The organism is Streptomyces broussonetiae (assembly GCF_009796285.1).
GTDB classification, from domain to species: Bacteria; Actinomycetota; Actinomycetes; order Streptomycetales; family Streptomycetaceae; genus Streptomyces; species Streptomyces broussonetiae.
Genome location: NZ_CP047020.1, coordinates 8,765,633 through 8,783,816 on the forward strand (window position 1 = coordinate 8,765,633; position 18,184 = coordinate 8,783,816).

The 18,184-nt window shown below is 72.5% G+C and carries 14 protein-coding genes; 5 read left to right on the top strand and 9 right to left on the bottom strand.

Annotated features, from left to right (window positions below; genetic code table 11):
* Both GQF42_RS39910 and fae read right to left on the bottom strand, forming a co-directional pair.
* Nucleotides 1–1,113 carry a mandelate racemase/muconate lactonizing enzyme family protein gene (locus GQF42_RS39910; RefSeq protein ID WP_158928187.1) on the bottom strand — a complete coding sequence of 371 codons (1,113 nt, stop codon included), beginning with the start codon at nt 1,111–1,113 and terminating at the stop codon, nt 1–3.
* Nucleotides 1,110–1,655, bottom strand: coding sequence for a formaldehyde-activating enzyme (gene fae, locus GQF42_RS39915; RefSeq protein ID WP_158928189.1), 546 nt, complete (start codon nt 1,653–1,655; stop codon nt 1,110–1,112). Before fae ends, GQF42_RS39910 begins: the two co-directional genes overlap by 4 nt.
* Before the next feature lie 235 nt (nt 1,656–1,890).
* On the opposite strand from fae, the gene GQF42_RS39920 reads away from it, so the two are divergent.
* From GQF42_RS39920 to GQF42_RS39930, 3 genes are all read left to right on the top strand, one after another.
* A complete protein-coding gene (locus GQF42_RS39920; protein WP_158928191.1) occupies nt 1,891–2,679 on the top strand; it encodes an IclR family transcriptional regulator in 789 nt (262 codons plus the stop codon).
* 129 nt (nt 2,680–2,808) lie between these two features.
* Nucleotides 2,809–4,287 carry an NAD-dependent succinate-semialdehyde dehydrogenase gene (locus GQF42_RS39925; protein ID WP_158928193.1) on the top strand — a complete coding sequence of 493 codons (1,479 nt, stop codon included), beginning with the start codon at nt 2,809–2,811 and terminating at the stop codon, nt 4,285–4,287.
* Nucleotides 4,288–4,395: 108 nt separating this feature from the next.
* Nucleotides 4,396–5,757, top strand: a complete 1,362-nt coding sequence (locus GQF42_RS39930) for an MFS transporter (RefSeq protein ID WP_158928195.1) — start codon at nt 4,396–4,398, stop codon at nt 5,755–5,757.
* Nucleotides 5,758–5,830: 73 nt separating this feature from the next.
* Here GQF42_RS39930 and GQF42_RS39935 read toward each other — a convergent pair whose 3' ends face one another.
* The 7 genes from GQF42_RS39935 to GQF42_RS39965 all read right to left on the bottom strand — a co-directional run bounded on the left by GQF42_RS39935 (nt 5,831) and on the right by GQF42_RS39965 (nt 12,896).
* Complete coding sequence (locus tag GQF42_RS39935) at nt 5,831–6,820, bottom strand: aldo/keto reductase (RefSeq protein WP_158928197.1); 990 nt, start codon at nt 6,818–6,820, stop codon at nt 5,831–5,833.
* Nucleotides 6,821–6,954: 134 nt separating this feature from the next.
* Nucleotides 6,955–8,181 (bottom strand): cytochrome P450 family protein, encoded by a 1,227-nt coding sequence (locus tag GQF42_RS39940; RefSeq protein ID WP_158928199.1) that lies wholly within the window; start codon nt 8,179–8,181, stop codon nt 6,955–6,957.
* A gap of 52 nt (nt 8,182–8,233) precedes the next feature.
* Complete coding sequence (locus GQF42_RS39945) at nt 8,234–9,445, bottom strand: cytochrome P450 (RefSeq protein WP_158928201.1); 1,212 nt, start codon at nt 9,443–9,445, stop codon at nt 8,234–8,236.
* A complete protein-coding gene (locus GQF42_RS39950; RefSeq protein WP_375994751.1) occupies nt 9,442–10,068 on the bottom strand; it encodes a GTP-binding protein in 627 nt (208 codons plus the stop codon). The genes GQF42_RS39945 and GQF42_RS39950 overlap by 4 nt, the downstream gene beginning before the upstream one ends.
* On the bottom strand, nt 10,049–10,396 hold the full coding sequence (locus GQF42_RS39955) for a DUF742 domain-containing protein (protein WP_158928203.1): 348 nt from the start codon (nt 10,394–10,396) through the stop codon (nt 10,049–10,051). The genes GQF42_RS39950 and GQF42_RS39955 overlap by 20 nt, the downstream gene beginning before the upstream one ends.
* Nucleotides 10,397–10,410: 14 nt before the next feature.
* Entirely contained in the window at nt 10,411–10,818 is a 408-nt protein-coding gene (locus GQF42_RS39960) for a roadblock/LC7 domain-containing protein (RefSeq protein WP_158928205.1), read from the bottom strand.
* On the bottom strand, nt 10,815–12,896 hold the full coding sequence (locus GQF42_RS39965) for a sensor histidine kinase (RefSeq protein WP_158928207.1): 2,082 nt from the start codon (nt 12,894–12,896) through the stop codon (nt 10,815–10,817). The genes GQF42_RS39960 and GQF42_RS39965 overlap by 4 nt, the downstream gene beginning before the upstream one ends.
* 644 nt (nt 12,897–13,540) lie before the next feature.
* Here GQF42_RS39965 and GQF42_RS39970 point away from each other — a divergent pair.
* Together GQF42_RS39970 and GQF42_RS39975 are read left to right on the top strand one after the other, a co-directional pair.
* The gene (locus tag GQF42_RS39970) at nt 13,541–14,632 is read left to right on the top strand and encodes a hypothetical protein (protein ID WP_375994746.1); all 1,092 of its coding nucleotides are present in this window, start codon (nt 13,541–13,543) and stop codon (nt 14,630–14,632) included.
* 173 nt (nt 14,633–14,805) lie between these two features.
* Complete coding sequence (locus GQF42_RS39975; protein ID WP_158928215.1) at nt 14,806–18,180, top strand: pyruvate carboxylase; 3,375 nt, start codon at nt 14,806–14,808, stop codon at nt 18,178–18,180.
* Nucleotides 18,181–18,184 lie beyond the last annotated feature (4 nt).

An 18,184-nucleotide genomic window follows, 5' to 3' on the forward strand; every position in this document is an offset into this window, starting at 1 on the left:
TCACTTCACCCTCCAGCGGTCGATCGCTTCCTCGTCCAGCTGCACACCCAGCCCCGGCCGGTCCGGCACCTCCAGGCAGCCGTCGGCGTCCACCCCGACGGGCTCGGCGAGCATGAAGTCGCGCCGCTCGGGGGTCCAGCCGGGCGGGTCGTAGGGGAACTCGAAGTACGGGCCGCCGCCGACACCCGCCGACACATGGAGGTTGGCGAGCACGCCGATGCCGTTCGTCCAGCTGTGCGGGGTGAACTGCCGGTGCTTGAGCTGGGCCAGCTCGGCGAGCGTACGGGCGCGGTGCATGCCGATCGCGAGGACGACGTCCATCTGGTAGACGTCGAGAGCGTCCTCCTCCAGATAACGCAGCAGCTCGGGCACCGAATGGTGCATCTCGCCGGCCGCGATGCGCACGCCGGGGTTCTCGGCGCGCAGCCGCTTGAACCCGTCCAGGTCCGCGTAGGGCAGCGGCTCCTCGACCCAGAACACGTCCAACTCGGCGAGCCGGGCGATGGTCCTGCGGGTGCTGGCGAGGTCGGAGGCGTTCGCGGTGTCGCCCGCCATCCGCCAGGACTGGTTCAGATCGACCATGATGTCGAAGTCGTCGCCCAGTTCCTCGCGCACCGCACGGACCGCGGCCACGCCCTCGTCGACCCGGTCCCGGTCGATGCGGATCTTCATCGCCCGGAACCCGGCCTCGCGCACCTTCAGGGCGGTCGCGACCCGCTCCTCGGGTGACTTGAGTTCACCCGAGGAGGCGTACGCGGGCAGCCTCTTCGCCGCGTTGCCGAACAGCTCGGACACCGGGCGGCCGTGCACCTTGCCGATGATGTCCCACAGGGCCGCCTCCAGCGGCCAGTAGGGGGCGCCGTGGAAGCTGGCCGTCTCGATGGCCCGCACATGCCGGGTGATGTCGAGCGGGTCCTCGCCGACGAACAGGTGCTTGTAGGTCTCGAAGCCGTCCATGAGGTCACCGGAGCCGATGCCGGTGACCCCCTCGTCGGTGTGCACGCGCACGATCGTGGCGTCGAAGTGGCGGCGCGGCACCGGGTCCCAGGCCGCACGGAACGGCGGGTCCAGCTCCAGGCGCAGCCGGTCGAGCGTGATGTCGGTGATCTTCACCGGGCGAGCACCTCCGCGGTCGGCGTGTAGAACGGGTTGGCCGGGCCCTGCTCGGCCGCGTCCAGTACGTCGGCCACCGAGGGTGCGCCCGTCACCGCGGCCCGCACGGCGCCGTGGGCCGCCGCACGCTGGTTGCGGAAGGAGGCGTCCAGGTCGTCGACGCCGGGGTTGACCCAGACGGCCGCGATGACCAGCAGCTCCTCGGCCTCCTCGGCCGGGATCAGGCCTTCGGTGACCGCGTCCAGCACACCTTGCGCCAGGCCTGCCTGGGCACTGCCCCAGGTGGCCCGCTCGTGCAGCTCGCCGGCGGCGGCCGCCTTGGTGACGAACAGGGTCGCCGGCTTGACCGGCACCGACGGCCGGACGACGGTGAGGAACGGCACATGGCCGGCGCTCGGCGTGGCCAGCGCGGTCACCCAGGCCGTCTCGACCGGGCCGCCCTTGCGGCCGATCACGACGTTGGTGTGCGCGGCGTTCACGCCGTCGCCGACGAACGACTCGCCGATCAGCGCGGTCGCGGCGAAAGAATCCGGGGAAGGCATCGGAACTCCAGGACCTTCGGTGGCGGGGTTCGACGGGCGAACCAGGACGCGAGTGGGGCCGGTGAGGAACGAACCTCGCATTCAGGGCAAGTTCCTCCGGCCCGATGCGGCGAATCTAGGTCGGTCACCTGCTGTCGGCAAGACGGTCCCAGGAATCGAAATGCCTGTTGCTGTCCTGACAACTCAGTGCCTGACCTGGGGTTCTCTTTGGGTTCGGCGCGCTTAGGATGGCGCCGTGACGGACAGCTCCTCCGCCGCGCGCGGGCACGGCCTGCGCCGGGACATCGACCTGCTGGAGGCCCTCGCCTCCGACGAGGCGCAGCGCGCCGGAGGCCTCGGCGTGGTGCGCCTGGCGCAGCTCGTCGGCCGCGAGAAGACCCAGATCTCGCGTGCCCTCAAGGCCCTGGCCGCCGAGGGGATCGTCGAACGCGACCCGGACACCCTGGAGTACCGCCTGGGCTGGCGGCTGTTCTCGCTGGTCGCCCGCACCTCGGAGAGCCGCCTGGTGCGCGTCGCCGAACCGGTCATGCACGCCCTGTCGGCGGACCTGGAGGAGACCAGCCACCTGTGCGTCCTGCACGACCGCGAGGTGCTCACCCTGCTGTCGGTCTCCGGGCACTCCTTCCGGGTGCACGGCTGGGAGGGCCGGGGAGTGCCCGCCTGGCAGCTGTCCGCCGGCCGGGTGCTGCTGGCCGACGCCACCCCCGACGAGCTGTACGTCCGCTTCGGCACGGCGAGCCGGATGCCGGTGCCCGAGCTGTGGTCGCTGATCCAGGACGCCAGGCGGCGCGGATACGCCCGTGTCAGCGAGGAGTTCGAGACGGACCTGGTCGGAGTGTCCGCGCCGGTGCGGGACTTCCGCGGCCGGGTCGTCGCCGCGCTGAACATCTCCGCGCCCAAGTCCCGCCTCGGCGACCGGCTCGACGAGGCCGGGCGGACCACGGCGCGGGCCGCGGCCCGGGTGTCCACGCTGCTCGGCTGGGCGCCGCGCTCCGCGCCGTCGATCCGGAACACACCCGCATGATCGGCGAGTTGCCCTCACAGCAACCCCGATTGCGATCCGGCTGAGTGGCCTTGTCGGCCGTATGACGCGCTCGTAAATTCACCGCGCATCGGACGGAATCCCGTCCGGGACGGAGGAAAAGAGCAGCTCATGAACCTTGCCGGCATCGACACCCTCGCCAAGGCCCCGCTCGCCGACGGTGATGTGTTCCTCGGCGGCCGCTGGCTCCCGGCCGCCGACGGCCGGACCTATCCGCTCTACGACCCGGCCACCGGTGAGCCGGTGCGCTGGGTGTCCGACGCCGGAGCCGAGGACGCCCGTGCGGCGCTCGCCGCCGCCGAGGAGGCCGCGGCCGGCTGGCGGGCGACGCCGGCCCGGCGCCGCTCGGAGATCCTGCACGACACCTTCCGGCTGATGCTCGAGCACCGCGACACGCTCGCCGACCTGATCGTCCTGGAGAACGGCAAGGCCCGCCGGGACGCCCTCGCCGAGGTCGGCTACGCGGCCGAGTTCTTCCGCTGGTTCGCCGAGGAAGCCGTCCGCATCGGCTCCTCCTTCGCCGACGCCCCCGCCGGCGGCTTCCGGCACGTCGTCCGCCGGCACCCGGTCGGCGTCACCGCGTTCGTCACCCCGTGGAACTTCCCGGCCGCCATGGCCACCCGCAAGATCGCCCCGGCCCTCGCCGCAGGCTGCCCCGTGCTGCTCAAGCCCGCGCCCGAGACCCCGCTCACCGCTCTCGCGGTCGCCGCCCTGCTCGCCGAGGCCGGCCTGCCCGACGGTCTGCTGAACGTGCTGCCCACGGACCGCGCCCCCGAGGTCGTCTCCGCCTGGCTCGGCGACGAACGGGTCCGCAAGTTCTCCTTCACCGGCTCCACCGCCACCGGGAAGGTGCTGCTGGAGCAGGCCGCCGCGCACGTGGTCAACGTGACCATGGAGCTGGGCGGCAACGCACCCTTCGTCGTGTGCGCGGACGCCGACGTCGACGCGGCCGTCAGCGGGGCGATGGACGCCAAGATGCGCGGCGGCGGCGAGGTCTGCATCGCCGCCAACCGGTTCTACGTCCATGAGTCCGTCGCCGCCGAGTTCACCGCGAAGTTCGGTGCCGCCATGACCGCCGTACGCACCGGACCGGGAGCGCGGGAGGGCGTGACGCTCGGCCCGATGATCAACCGTGCCGCCGTCGGCAAGATCCGCTCCCTCGTCCAGGACGCTGTCGACCGCGGCGCGCGGATCGCCGCCCAGGGCACCGTCCCGAGCGGCCCCGGCTTCTACCACCCCGCCACCGTCCTCACCGACGTCCCCGGACACGCGCGCATCCTGCACGAGGAGGTCTTCGGGCCGGTCGCCCCGCTCACCACCTTCACCGACGAGGACGAGGTCGTGGCCCGCGCCAACGCCACCGTCCACGGCCTCGCCGCCTACGTCTACTCGCGCGACGTCGCCCGCGCCCTGCGCCTGGCCGAGCGCCTGGAGGCAGGCATGGTCGGCGTCAACCGGGGCCTGCTGTCCGACCCGGCCGCGCCCTTCGGCGGGGTCAAGCAGTCCGGACTGGGCCGGGAGGGCGGTCGCGAGGGCATCGAGGCGTTCCTGGAGACGCAGTACATCGCGCTGGACTGGCCCACCGTCTGATCCCGTCCCCCGGCCCTTCGACGCCACCCCCCTCCGTCCCCTTCCCGGACCTCCGTCCCCTTCCCGGACTCGGTCCAGGATCCGCACGTCCCCAGACAAGGACCGCCCATGGCAACGACGCCCATGACTGAACACCAGTTCGACATTCCCGGCACGCCGGTGTCACCGGAACTGCTGCGCGAACGCCGCCGCCTGCACACCAAGCTCAAGCTCGCCACGCAGATCGGCGAGGGCATCGACGGCTACATCATCGGCGGGATCGGCATGGCGATGGGCGCCCTGACCACCGATCTGCACCTGTCCACCGTGATGCAGGGCCTGGTCGGCGCCTCCCCGCTCATCGGCATCTTCGTCGGCGGCCCGCTCTTCGGCCGGCTCGCCGACCGCTACGGCCGACGCCCGGTGTTCCTGATCGACATGCTGATCTTCCTGGTCGGCTCGGTGCTCCAGTTCTTCGTCACCGACGGCCTCCAGCTCTTCGTCATCCGGCTGATCATGGGCATCGCCATCGGCGGCGAGTACGCCATCGGCGCCCCGCTGCTGTCCGAGTACGCCCCCAGCAAGGGCCGCGGCCGGCTGCTGGCCAGCCTGGAGATCAGCTGGTACGTCGGCTACGCCCTCGCCACCGTCGTCGGCGCCGCCTTCCAGGACGTCCACGGTGGCTGGCGGTACACGCTGGCCAGCAGCGCGGTCATCGCCGTGGTGTGCGTGGCGCTGCGCGGCGGTATCCCCGAGTCCGCGCGCTGGCTGCTCACCAAGGGCCGCCGCGAGGAGGCCGAACAGCTCATCGCGCGCTACGGCATGGAGATCGATGTCACCGCCGAACTGGAGGAGACCGCCGACCCCCAACGGCAGGGCCTGCGCGCCCTGTTCAGCCGTCGGCACCTGCGCAGCACGGTCTTCGCGAGCGTGTTCTGGGCCGCGCTGGTGCTGCCGTACTTCGCCATCGGCACGTTCTGGACCCAGGTCTTCGACGCCCTCAACATGGGCGACAACGCGGTGGCCGCACTGCTCGTCTACTCCTTCACCGCCGTCGCCGGTGTCACCGCCGGCTGCCTGGTCGTGGACCGCATCGGCCGGCGCCGGCTGCTGATCCCGCCGTTCTGGATCACCGCCGCCGCGCTCGCCGTGGTCGCGGTGTGGCCCAAGTCCACGCCGGTCATCGTCGGCGGCTTCCTCTTCTTCATCTTCCTCAACGCCGCCTCCAGCGCACTGACGGCCGTCTACCCGCTGGAGGTGTTCCCGACCTCCCTGCGCGCCACCGGCGTCGGCTTCGCCAGTGCGATGAGCCGGGTCGGCGCGGCCATCGGCACCTTCCTGCTCCCGATGGGCCTGGACCACTACGGCGCCCGCTTCGTCCTGCTGGTGGGCGCCGCGGTGCTGGCCCTGGGCGGCCTGGTCTCGCATTTCCTGGCACCGGAGACGACGGACCTGGACCTGGCCCGGGCGGCCCGCACCACGGCACCCTGAGGGTGCGCGGGGAACTGCGGGCCCGGCCGCAACGGAACCGCGGCCGAGGGAGAGCAGTTCCCCGGACCGGCGGTCAGCGGTTGACGGCCCTCATCCCCGCCTCGTCGTACCGCTCACCCGAGGCCTTGGGCAGCTCGGCGTCGATGCGAGCGAGGTCGTCCTTGGTCAGCTCGACATCGACGGCACCCGCGTTCTGCTCCAGGTAGGTGCGCCGCTTGGTGCCCGGGATCGGCACCAGGTGCTCGCCCTGCGCCAGCACCCAGGCCAGGGCCAGCTGCGCCGGGGTCACGTCCTTCTCGGCAGCGATCTCCCTGACCTTCGCCGCCAGCCGCTGGTTCGCGTCCAGGTTGCTCTCCCTGAAGCGCGGGTTGTTGCGGCGGAAGTCGTTCTCGTCCAGCTCGTCCGGCGAGGTGAAGCGGCCGGCCAGGAAGCCACGGCCGAGCGGCGAGTACGGCACGAAGCCGATGCCCAGCTCCTGGCAGGCCGGCAGCACCTCGGCCTCCACGTCCCGCGACCACAGCGAGTACTCGCTCTGTACGGCGGTGATCGGGTGCACGGCGTGCGCGCGCCGGATGGTCTCCGCGCTCGCCTCGCTCAGCCCGATGTGCCGCACCTTGCCCTGCTCGACCAGCTCGGCCAGCGCGCCGACAGTCTCCTCGATCGGCACGTTCGGGTCGACCCGGTGCTGGTAGTACAGGTCGATGTGGTCGGTGCCCAGCCGCTCGAGCGAGCCGTGGACCGACTCACGGACGTGCGCGGCGGAGCCGTCCTGCGGGCCGAGCGTGGACATGTCGCCCGGTACGGCGTTGTCCATCCGGTAGTTGAACTTCGTCGCGATCACATACTCGTCACGGTGCCCCCGGATCGCCTCGCCGACCAGCGACTCATTGGTGAGCGGGCCGTAGAGCTGCGCGGTGTCGAGGAAGTTGACCCCCAGATCGAGGGCGTGCCGGATGGTCGCGACGCCCTCGCCCTGGTCGGCGGTTCCGTAGAAGGCGGACATCCCCATGCACCCGAGGCCGATGGCCGATACCTGGAGGTCCCGCAGACTGCGCTTCTGCATGTGATGTCCCATGCCCTTCCTGCACACTCGATCGTCATGGCGTACGGCACAGGGGGCGTGGGCACCCGCGTGCCGTACGTCTGCGACGCTACGAGTTGGAGCGCTCTCGAAGTCAAGCAACGCTCCGTGCCCGGCTAGGAATCCAGCCGCACCGGCAGCTCGAACAGGTCGTTCTGGGTGACCACCGGCTTGTTGCGCAGCTCGGCCGCCGGCACCGCCAGGTCCAGGCCGGGGAAGCGGGCGTACAACGCGGGCAGCGCCACGCCCGCCTCCAGCCGGGACAGGGCGGCACCCGGGCAGACGTGCGGGCCGTGACCGAAGGAGATGTGCCGGTTCCTCGACTCCCGGGTGATGTCGAACTCCCCGGCGCCTGGACCGTGCGCCCGCTCGTCCCGCCCGATCGCGCCGTACGACACGATCAGTGCGTCCCCGGCCCGGATCACCTTGTCGCCGACCGGCACGTCCTCGGTCGCGAAGCGGATCAGCACATGCGAGGTCGGCGTGGAGTACCGCAGCGTCTCCTCGATCACCACGGACCAGTCGGCAGCGCCGGACAGCACCAGGGCGCGCTGCTCCGGATGGGCGGACAGGTTGACGACGGCGTTCACGATCAGCGAGATCGTGGTCTCGTGGCCCGCCGCGACCATCAGCTGGAGGGTGGAGACGATCTCCGCGTCGGTGAGGTGGTCGCCGTCCTCGGAGGCGAGGACCAGGGCACTGGTCAGGTCGTCGCCCGGCTCGGCCCGCTTGGCCGCCACCGTCTCGGCCATGATCTGCGCCAGCTCGGTCAGCGTGGCGATGACCTCCTCGGGCGGGGTCTGCGTCGAGAAGAACTTCTCGAACAGCACCTTCAGCCGGGGCAGCCGCGCCTCCTCGATGCCCATGAGGTCGGCGACGACGTACATGGGCAGCGGGTAGGCGAAGGCCGCCTTGAGGTCGACGACCTCCCCGCCCCCGGGCAGGGCGTCCAGCAGATCCTGCGTGAGCTTCTCGATGCGCTCGCGCATCCGCTCCACCCGGCGCGGGGTGAGCGCCTGCGCCACCAGCGAACGCAGCCGGCGGTGGTCGGCACCGTCCACGGTGAGCATGGAACGGCCCGGGTTGGCGAGCCCGATCAGCGGCCAGTCCGGCGGGATCTCGCCGCGCTGCCAGGCGCCCCACACATGGATGTCCTTCACCAGACGCGGGTCGGTGAGCAGTGCCTTGGCCTCGGCGTGGTGGGTGACGGCCCACACCGCCACGCCGCCCGGCAGTTCGACGGCGGCGAGCGGACCGGCCGCGCGCAGCGCCGCGCTCTCGGCGTCCAGATCGGTGACGAAGGGATCCAGGGCGATCCGTGAGGCTTGGGTACCGGTCGTCATCGTGACGTGCCTCCCAGGGCAGGGGTCGGAGTACTGCGCCGCTGCGGTGCGATCACAGGGCCGGTACGGGCGTGAACCGGACCGGAAGCCGGGTCAGTCCTCTGAGCCAGGGCGAGGGCCGGCGGTCGAGACGGTCGGCGGGCACCGCCAGATCGATGTCCGGCAGCCGGTCCAGCACGACCTCGATACCGGTGCGTGCGATCACCTCGGCGACCTCCTGCGCGGGGAACGGACAGCGGTGTTCGCCGTGGCCGAAGGAGAAGTGCGCGTTGTTCCCGCCGGTCAGCGCGGAGGTGTCGGTACGCACCTGGGGGTCGGAGTTGGCGCCCTGGAGCCCGAGCAGCAGCAGATCACCGGCCCGGATCCGGCGCCCGCCGAGGTGTGTGTCGCGGGCGGCCCAGCGGCCCGCCACGTTCTGCGTGGGGGTGTCCTCCCACAGCACCTCGTTCATCGCCTCGGCGACGCTGTGCCGCCCGCCGAACAGCGAGGCGGCGAACCGGTCGTCGGTCAGCATCAACCGCAGCGAGTTGCCGATCCAGTCGGCGGTCGGCTGGTGCCCGGCCGCCATCATCACCATCAGGTCCTGGGTGATCTCCTCGGCGCTGAAGCCGCTGTCGTCGGCCAGCATCCGGGAGACCACGTCCTGCGCCGGCTCCTTGGCCCGGTCGGCGATCAACTGCGCCATGGAGGCGGCCAGATGAGCCTGCCCGGCAAGGGCCCGCTCGCGGCCGTCGATCATGTCGTTCAGGGCGGTGACCAGCCCCGGACCGTCCTCGTCCGGGAACCCGTAGAGCCGGGCGAGGACCCGGACCGGCAGCAGCATCGCGTACTGGGCGACCAGGTCGGCCTCGCCCGCCGCGCACAGCGCGTCGATCAGCTCGTCCGCGAACCGCTCGGCGTGCCCCTGCAGTTCGAAGGGGTCCACCGCCTCCAGGGCGTTGCCGACCATCGCGGCCCGCTGCCGGTGCCGTTCGCCGACGGTGTAGAGGATCGAGGGCTGCTTGCGGCCGATCATCGGCAGCAGCGGCCAGTCGGCGGGGATGTTCTCCCACTGGTTCCACAGGTCGGAGTCCCGGCTGAACAGCACCGGATCGCCGGTGACTTGATGCAGCTCACGGTAGCCCAGCACCAGCCAGGCCGGGACGTCGCCGTCGAGGAGCACAGGCACCACGGCGCCGTGGTCGCGCCGCATCTCCCGGTACAGGCGGGCGGGTTCGGTCTGGAACCGGGGTCCGCCGATCGGGACGGCGTCGGGCGTGGTCACACGAACTCCTGTCGGGGCAGGCCCGCCCGCGCGGACGGGTCGGCGTACCGGTTCTTCACGTGCCCCACCAGCGTGATCAGCGCCTGCTTGGCGGAGGCACGGGAGCGGGCGTCACAGTCGATCAGCGGCACATGCGGGTCGAGGTCGAGGGCCTCGCGGACGTCCTCGCCCGCGCGGACGGGCCCGCCGAAGTCGTTGCAGGCCACGATGAACGGCGTGCCGTGGTGCTCCAGGCGGTCGATGGCGTACCAGGAGTCGTCGATCCGGCGGGTGTCCACCAGCACGACCGCGCCGAGCGTGCCGGAGAACAACCGGTCCCACAGGAACCAGAACCGCTCCTGGCCCGGCGCCCCGAACAGGTAGAGCACATTGCGCGCGTCCAGGGTGATCCGGCCGAAGTCGAAGGCGACGGTGGTGGCGGCCTTTCCGCGCACCTGCCGGATGTCGTCGACCGCCTCGCCGGCCTGCGTCATCGTCTCCTCGGTGTTGAGGGGACGGATCTCGCTGACCGAGCGGACCAGGGTGGTCTTGCCGACCCCGAAGCCGCCCACGACCACGATCTTGAAACCGTGGTCGACGGAGGCACCCAACGGGGTGCGCACGTCAGAGGTTGCGGAGTCCAACGAGCACCTGCTCCAGGATGTCGGGATCGGTTATGGCCGGTCTGCGCGGGTGCCGGGCACTGACGCGGCCGGCGGCCAGCAGGTCGCACAGCAGCACCTTGGTGATGCTCACGGGCAGCTGCAGCTCGGCGGCGATCTCCACCACCGAGGCGGGCAGCTCGGTCATCCGCAGGATCGCCACGTGCTCGGACTGCATGCCGGCCACCGGGTCCGACTCGGCCACGACGAGGGTGACCAGGTCGAAGGGGCTGTCGGGGCCGGTACGGCTGCGCCCCTGGGTGATGGTGTACAGCCGGTCGGGAGCGTCGTCCCGCCCTGGCCGGCTCATGCCGGGACCGCCGCTCATGAGGTCCGGGGCGGCGCGGTCAGGTGCTCGCCGAGCTGTTCCACGAGTTCGCTCATGTTGTGTCCGACGACCCCCGCGTCCGCGTCCTCGGTGGTGACGACGGACAGATGGGCGCCGGTGCCGGCCTCCACGATGAACAGCACGCCGCCGTAGAACTCGGCCATCGCCGAGCGCACGCCTCCGCTGCCGTCGCCGAACTCGACGGACGCCCCGTGCGACAGCGACTGGATCCCGGCGGCGATCGCGGCGAGCTGGTCGGCCTGGTCGACGCTCAGCTCCGGGGTACGGCACAGCCTCAGCCCGTCCCGGGAGAGCACGAGCGCGTGCCGCGCCCCCGGGGTCCTTTCCAGCAGGCCCTCCAGGAGCCAGGTGAGCTTGTCGTCCGCGGTGGTCGGGCCGGTCATGAAGTGGTGTCGCCTTCCGGGTGCGCATGCGGTGTGGAGGATGCGGGGGAGCGGTGCTCACCGGGGCGGCCCTGCGGCACACCGGCCCGACCGCCTGCCGCGCCGTCCGGCGCGGGTCCACCGGGCATCGCGGTGGCTGCCGGGACGCCGGATCCGTGGCCGTCCCGTGGCGTGGCGTGCGCGTCGCCGACCGGGTGGCCTGCGGGCGCCGGGGCCCGGGTGGCGTCGGCCGGGTGGCCTGCCGGCGCGGTGGCGGGGGTGCAGGCGTCCCGCTCACCGGCCGAAGTGCTGCCGGTGGACCGCGCGGGGGCGGACGGGAAGCCGCCGGCCCGGTCGTCGGGCAAGCCGTCGCGCGCCCCGTCCCGGGCGAGGCGGCCGGAGGCGGTCGTACCCGTCGAGGCGTCGGGTGCCGGGGTGCTCCCCTCGGTGCCAGGGGTGCCAGGAGCGGAGGCCGTCCGACCGGCCTCCGGCGCGGCCGGGGCGGTACCGGCTGGGAGGGTGTCCGGCGTGCCGGGGCGCTCGGCGCGGTGGGTGTCCGGCGTGGCCGGGTTGCCGGCCCGCCGGGTGTCCGGTGTGGCCGGATCGTCGGCGCGGTCCGTGTCCGGGGCCTCCGGCGCGGAGGGGCGGACCGCCCGGCGGAAGCTGCTGAAGCGGGCCGCTCGGGCCTTGCCGGCGTCGGTGCCGGACGCGGGCCCGGGCGTGTCGGTGCCGGTCGCCGACCGCGTCGTGCCGGGGCGTGGCGCGGAGCGGGAGCGTTCGGCCTCGGCGAGTGTGCGGCCCCGGCGTCGCTTGGGCAGCCCGGCCGCGCCCTGCTGCGGACCCTGCTCCGGGGCCGTTGCGGCGGTCGAGTGGACGGGAGCGCTCTCCACGGCGGCCGGAGCCTTGGGCCGCCGCGGAACCGGGGTCTGCTCCGGCGGTGTCACGGCCGGAGCCGCGGCCAGGGCGGGGTTGGCGAGGATGTCCTGCGGGATCAGCATCAACACGCCCGTGCCGCCCCGTGCGGACGGCCGGAACGACACCTTCAGGCCGTGCTTGCGAGCGATCCGGCCGACCACGGCGAGCCCGAGCCGGGTGCCGGTCAGGCCGCCCAGTCCGGAGACGTCGCCGGAGACCGCCCGCTCGGCCCGGCGCAGCTGCACATCGCCCATCACCAGGCCGCTGTCCTCCACGGAGACGATGACCCCGGCCGGCACCTCCTCGACGTAGACGTGCACTTCGGCGGCCGGCGGCGAGAAGTTCGCGGCGTTGTCGAGGAGTTCGGCGAGCGCGTGCATCACACCCTCGGCGGCATGCCCGGCCACGGCGGCCTCGCTGACCGAGTGCGTCCGCACCCGCTGATAGCCGGCGATCCGTCCCATCGCGCCGCGCAGGATCGACTCCATCGCGATCGGCCGGGCCCACCGGCGCCCCGAACGCGCCCCGGTCAGTACGGCGATGGAGTCGGCGAGCCGGCCCGCCTGGGCGGTGCGGTGATCGAGCTGGAGCAGGTCGGCGAGGACGTCCTCGTCGGAGTGCCGGTCCTCCATCGCGCGCAGGTCGGCGAGCGTGGCCGTGGCCAGGGCCTGCATGCGGCCGGCGGCGTTGGAGGTCGCGGAGACCGCCGCGGCCCGGTCGCGCCGGGCACGCTCCAGTTCGGCCCCGAGCCGGTCGTTCTCGCTCAGGAGCCGGTTCGTCTCCTGCTCGCTCTCGCGCTCCAGCCGCGCCCGCTCGGCCTCGAACGTCTCGGTGAGTTCGGTGCGCTGCCGGGCGAGTTCGTCGATGAGCCGCTGCTGCTCCTGGCGGGACTCCTCGGTCGTGCGGGCCTGCTGCTGCAGAAGCCGCCCGAGGTCCTGGGTCACGGTCCGCAGCCGGTGCCGGACGTCGCGCGTGGTGCGCAGGGCGTGCACGGCCGTGGCCACCGCCGTGCTGAGCACGACCGCCGCCACGCCCGCGCCGCAGGCCAGCGGGGTGCGCACCGAGTCCGGCGCCACCGCCACGGCCGCGCAGACGACGAGCGCCGAGACGGCGCCGGCCACGGCGAGGACGGAGAAGAAGGTACGGAGGGACGGTCGGTCGCCGGGATGCGTGGGCGGGGTCATCGGTCCGGTCTGGTCCTCGCGGCGGAGACGGTCAGGTGGGGGCTGGCTGGGACGTACGGCTGGGGAGGCGTGACACACGGCGGTGAACTGGCGGTCACTATACGAGAGTTCGTGATCGGAAAAGAAAGGTTCCGTAGTCGTCCCATGAAGTCGGCGGTCATATCCGCATGTCGGGTACGAAGTGGATGACCGGGGCACTCCGGGCCCGGCATCCGCGGCCCGACGCTCCGGATCCGCGCACCCGGCGAAGCGACGGGGCGGGTGTACGAGACCTTGAATGAAAGGACGGATCCGGTGGGGGTGAGGTTGCCTCCCGGCCCCGGTTTTCCGCGCCCAGGACCTGTGGGTCTTCTAACACCCCTGTGCATCCGCAATGGATCTTGACGCCCGCCCCCTGGGTCGCTGAACTGTCACCGACCGGGCCTCACCACCACAGAGGCCCACACCGGGGGAGGGACCGGGCATGCGCGGCGCGACCCGTACGGAGGGGGTAGGCCGACAGGGGGAGAACCGCACATCTATACGATGGCGCCTGAAAAGGCGCAATGTCGGAAAACCGCCTCGCGTGGCCGGAAAGCCGGGAGCGCGACGAAGGGGGCGATGTGCATGACGGGGGAGTCGAAGGCGATGGGCTGCCGTGCCTCATGACCACTGAAGGGCGCATCGAGGCATGCCGCTCCCTGCTCGCACGGCTCGCCCGGTTCACCGGGCGCACGCTGCGCGGCGAGTGGCACGCGATCGTCGTCGAGCCGGTGCAGCGGCTCGCGCGCCGCGGACTGTCCGGACTGCTGCTGGCGTTCGTCGCCGCGTTCGGCGTCATCTTCTTCCAGGGCATCGCCCAGCACCCCCTCGGCCGGCTCTGGGTGACCAGGCTCGGCGGTGTCAAGGCCGACCTGCCGCTGTGGCTGTCGCTGCTGCGCACACCCGTGTCGCTCTACGTCCCGGCGCTCGACCTGCCCGTGTGGGCCGGCATCACCCAGCTCTTCCTCGCCTTCGCCTGGGCCGAACTGACCCTGGGCCGGGCCCGGACGCTGGCGATCTCGTACGCCACCACCCTGGCCGGCACGCTCACCGCCCGTGCGATGATCGCGGCGGGGCCCGGCTGGGGGTGGGGCTTCGGGCTGCCGCCGGAGTGCGCCCATGTGCTGGACACCGGGCCGTCCGCGGCCGTCGTCGGCCTGTTCACGTATCTCGCGGTGATCAAGCGGGCGCCCGTGGTGTTCACCCTGACCGGCGGCTCGATGGTGTGGGAGTCCATCGCCATCCCCAATCTGGCCGGCCGTGAGCACCTGATCGCGGTGGGCTCGGCGATCGTCCTCGGGCTGCTGCACGGCCGACGCGAGCGGCTGCGCGCGCTCGTCCGCTCCCTGCTACCCGCCTCCGCGTTCGCCCCGACAGCGACTCCCGAGCCTGCCGCAACAGCGACTCCCGAGCCTGCTCCGGCGGCGCAGCCTCCCGTGCCCGCCCCGACGGCGCAGGCGCCCGCATCTGCTCCGGCGTCGGAAGCTCCTGCGACCACCTCGGCGGCACCGCCCTCTGCACCCGCTTCCGCGGCGGCGCCGCCCTCTGCACCGTCTTCCGTGGCGGCGTCGCTCTCCGCACCCGCCACTTCGGCGGCGCCGCCCTCCGCACCCAGCACCCCGGTGGCCCCGGCTGCCGCCCCCGCTGCCGCGCCCGCGCAGCCCCGGACGGTGCCTGCCCCGGTGCGGGCCGACCGGTGTGGGACGCGGCGATGACCTCCCTGGAACGCTGAGCGGCCGACGCCCGCCTGTGGCGTCGGCCACCCCGGTGGTGTGACGGTTTCCGCACGTCGACACCGGGGGAACCCCCTAGGGTTGCCGCGAGATACGGCAGGGCGTGGCTGACACCATGGTGTTCGTCGCCGGCAGGCAGCTGAAGGGAATCCAGGATGTTCCGCAAGGTGCTGGTCGCCAACCGTGGAGAGATCGCGATCCGCGCGTTCCGGGCGGGCTACGAACTCGGGGCGCGCACCGTCGCCGTGTTCCCGCACGAGGACCGCAACTCGCTGCACCGGCTGAAGGCCGACGAGGCGTACGAGATCGGGGAGCCGGGGCACCCCGTGCGGGCCTATCTCTCCGTCGAGGAGATCGTGGGCGCGGCCCGCCGGGCGGGCGCCGACGCCGTCTACCCCGGCTACGGCTTCCTGTCCGAGAACCCCGAACTGGCCCGCGCCTGCGAGGAGGCGGGCATCACCTTCGTCGGCCCCAGTGTCCAGACGCTGGAGCTGACCGGGAACAAGGCCCGTGCGGTCGCAGCCGCCCGGGCAGCCGGCGTACCCGTGCTCGGCTCGTCCCAGCCCTCCACCGACGTCGACGAACTCGTCCGCGCCGCCGAGGAGATCGGCTTCCCGGTCTTCGTCAAGGCCGTCGCGGGCGGCGGCGGTCGCGGTATGCGCCGTGTGGAGGACCCCGCCCAGCTGCGCGAGTCCATCGAGGCCGCCTCCCGCGAGGCCGCCTCCGCGTTCGGCGACCCGACCGTCTTCCTGGAGAAGGCCGTCGTGGACCCGCGCCACATCGAGGTGCAGATCCTCGCCGACGGCGAGGGCAACGTCATCCACCTGTACGAGCGCGACTGCTCGCTCCAGCGCCGCCACCAGAAGGTCATCGAGCTGGCGCCCGCGCCCAACCTCGACCCGGCGCTGCGCCGGCGCATCTGCGACGACGCCGTCCGCTTCGCCCGTGAGATCGGCTACCGCAACGCGGGCACCGTGGAGTTCCTGCTCGACCCCGAGGGCAACCACGTCTTCATCGAGATGAACCCGCGCATCCAGGTCGAGCACACCGTGACCGAGGAGGTCACCGACGTCGACCTGGTCCAGGCCCAGTTGCGCATCGCCGCCGGCGAGACGCTCGCCGACCTCGGCCTCGCCCAGGACACCATCACCCTGCGCGGCGCCGCCCTGCAGTGCCGTATCACCACAGAGGACCCCGCCAACGGCTTCCGCCCGGACACCGGCCGGATCAGCGCCTACCGCTCGCCGGGCGGCTCCGGCATCCGCCTGGACGGCGGCACCACGCACGCCGGTACGGAGATCAGCGCGCACTTCGACTCGATGCTGGTCAAGCTCACCTGCCGGGGCCGCGACTTCAAGGCCGCCGTCGGCCGAGCCCGGCGTGCCGTGGCCGAGTTCCGCATCCGCGGCGTGGCCACCAACATCCCCTTCCTGCAGGCCGTTCTGGACGACCCCGACTTCCAGGCGGGCCGGATCACCACCTCCTTCATCGAGCAGCGCCCTCATCTGCTGACCTCCCGGCACTCCGCCGACCGCGGCACCAAGCTGCTCACCTATCTCGCCGACGTGACGGTCAACAAGCCGCACGGCGAACGCCCCGATCTGCTCGACCCGGTCACCAAGCTGCCGCCGCTCCCGGCCGGTGAGCCCCCGGCCGGCTCCCGGCAGCGGCTGGTCGCCCTCGGCCCCGAGGGCTTCGCCCGCCGGCTGCGCGAGTCGCCGACGATCGGCGTCACCGACACCACCTTCCGCGACGCCCACCAGTCCCTGCTCGCCACCCGGGTGCGCACCAAGGACCTCCTCGCGGTCGCCCCGGTCGTCGCCCGTACTCTGCCCGAGCTGCTGTCCCTGGAGTGCTGGGGCGGCGCGACGTACGACGTCGCGCTGCGCTTCCTCGCCGAGGACCCCTGGGAGCGGCTGGCCGCCCTGCGCGAGGCCGTGCCCAACATCTGTCTGCAGATGCTGCTGCGCGGCCGCAACACCGTCGGCTACACCCCGTACCCGACCGAGGTCACCGATGCCTTCGTGCAGGAGGCCGCCGCCACCGGCATCGACATCTTCCGCATCTTCGACGCCCTCAACGACGTCGGCCAGATGCGCCCCGCCATCGAGGCCGTACGCGAGACCGGCACCGCGATCGCCGAGGTCGCCCTCTGCTACACCGCCGACCTCAACGACCCGTCCGAGCGGCTCTACACCCTCGACTACTACCTGCGCCTGGCCGAGCAGATCGTCGAGGCCGGCGCCCACGTCCTCGCCGTCAAGGACATGGCCGGACTGCTGCGCGCACCGGCCGCGGCCAAGCTCGTCTCCGCGCTGCGCAGCGAGTTCGACCTGCCCGTGCATCTGCACACCCACGACACGGCCGGCGGGCAGCTCGCCACCTACCTCGCCGCGATCCAGGCGGGCGCCGACGCGGTGGACGGCGCGGTGGCCTCCATGGCCGGGACCACCTCGCAGCCGTCGCTGTCGGCGCTCGTCGCCGCCACCGACCACTCCGAACGCCCCACCGGTCTCGACCTGCAGGCGGTCGGCGACCTGGAGCCGTACTGGGAGGGCGTGCGCAGGATCTACGCCCCGTTCGAGGCGGGCCTCGCCTCCCCGACCGGCCGGGTCTACCACCACGAGATCCCCGGCGGCCAGCTGTCCAACCTGCGTACCCAGGCCGTCGCCCTCGGCCTCGGCGACCGCTTCGAGGACATCGAGGCGATGTACGCCGCCGCCGACCGGATCCTCGGCCGCCTGGTGAAGGTCACCCCGTCGTCCAAGGTGGTCGGCGACCTCGCCCTGCACCTGGTCGGCGCCGGGGTGTCCCCGAAGGCCTTCGAGGAGACGCCGGACCGCTTCGACATCCCCGACTCGGTCATCGGCTTCCTGCGGGGCGAGCTGGGCACCCCGCCCGGTGGCTGGCCCGAGCCGTTCCGCACCAAGGCCCTCAAGGGCCGCGGCGAGGCCAAGCCCGCGCCCGACCTGTCCGCCGAGGACCGCGAGGGCCTCGCGAAGGACACCCGGGCGACCCTCAACCGGCTGCTGTTCCCCGGCCCGACGCGCGAGTTCGACACGCACCGTCAGGCCTTCGGCGACACCAGCGTGCTGGACAGCAAGGCCTTCTTCTACGGTCTGCGTCCCGCGAAGGAGTACGCCGTGGACCTGGAGCCCGGTGTCCGGCTGCTCATCGAACTGCAGGCGGTCGGCGAGGCGGACGAGCGCGGCATGCGCACCGTGATGTCCTCGCTCAACGGCCAGTTGCGCCCGATCCAGGTCCGCGACCACGCGGCGGCCTCGGACGTGCCGGTCACGGAGAAGGCCGACCGTACCAACGTGGGCCATGTGGCGGCCCCGTTCGCCGGTGTGGTCACCCTCGCGGTGGCCGAGGGCGACGAGGTCGCCGCCGGTGCCACGATCGCCACCATCGAGGCCATGAAGATGGAGGCCACGATCACCGCGCCGAAGGCGGGCCGGGTCTCCCGGCTGGCCATCAACCGCATCCAGCAGGTGGAGGGCGGTGACCTGCTGGTCGAGCTGGCCTGACACA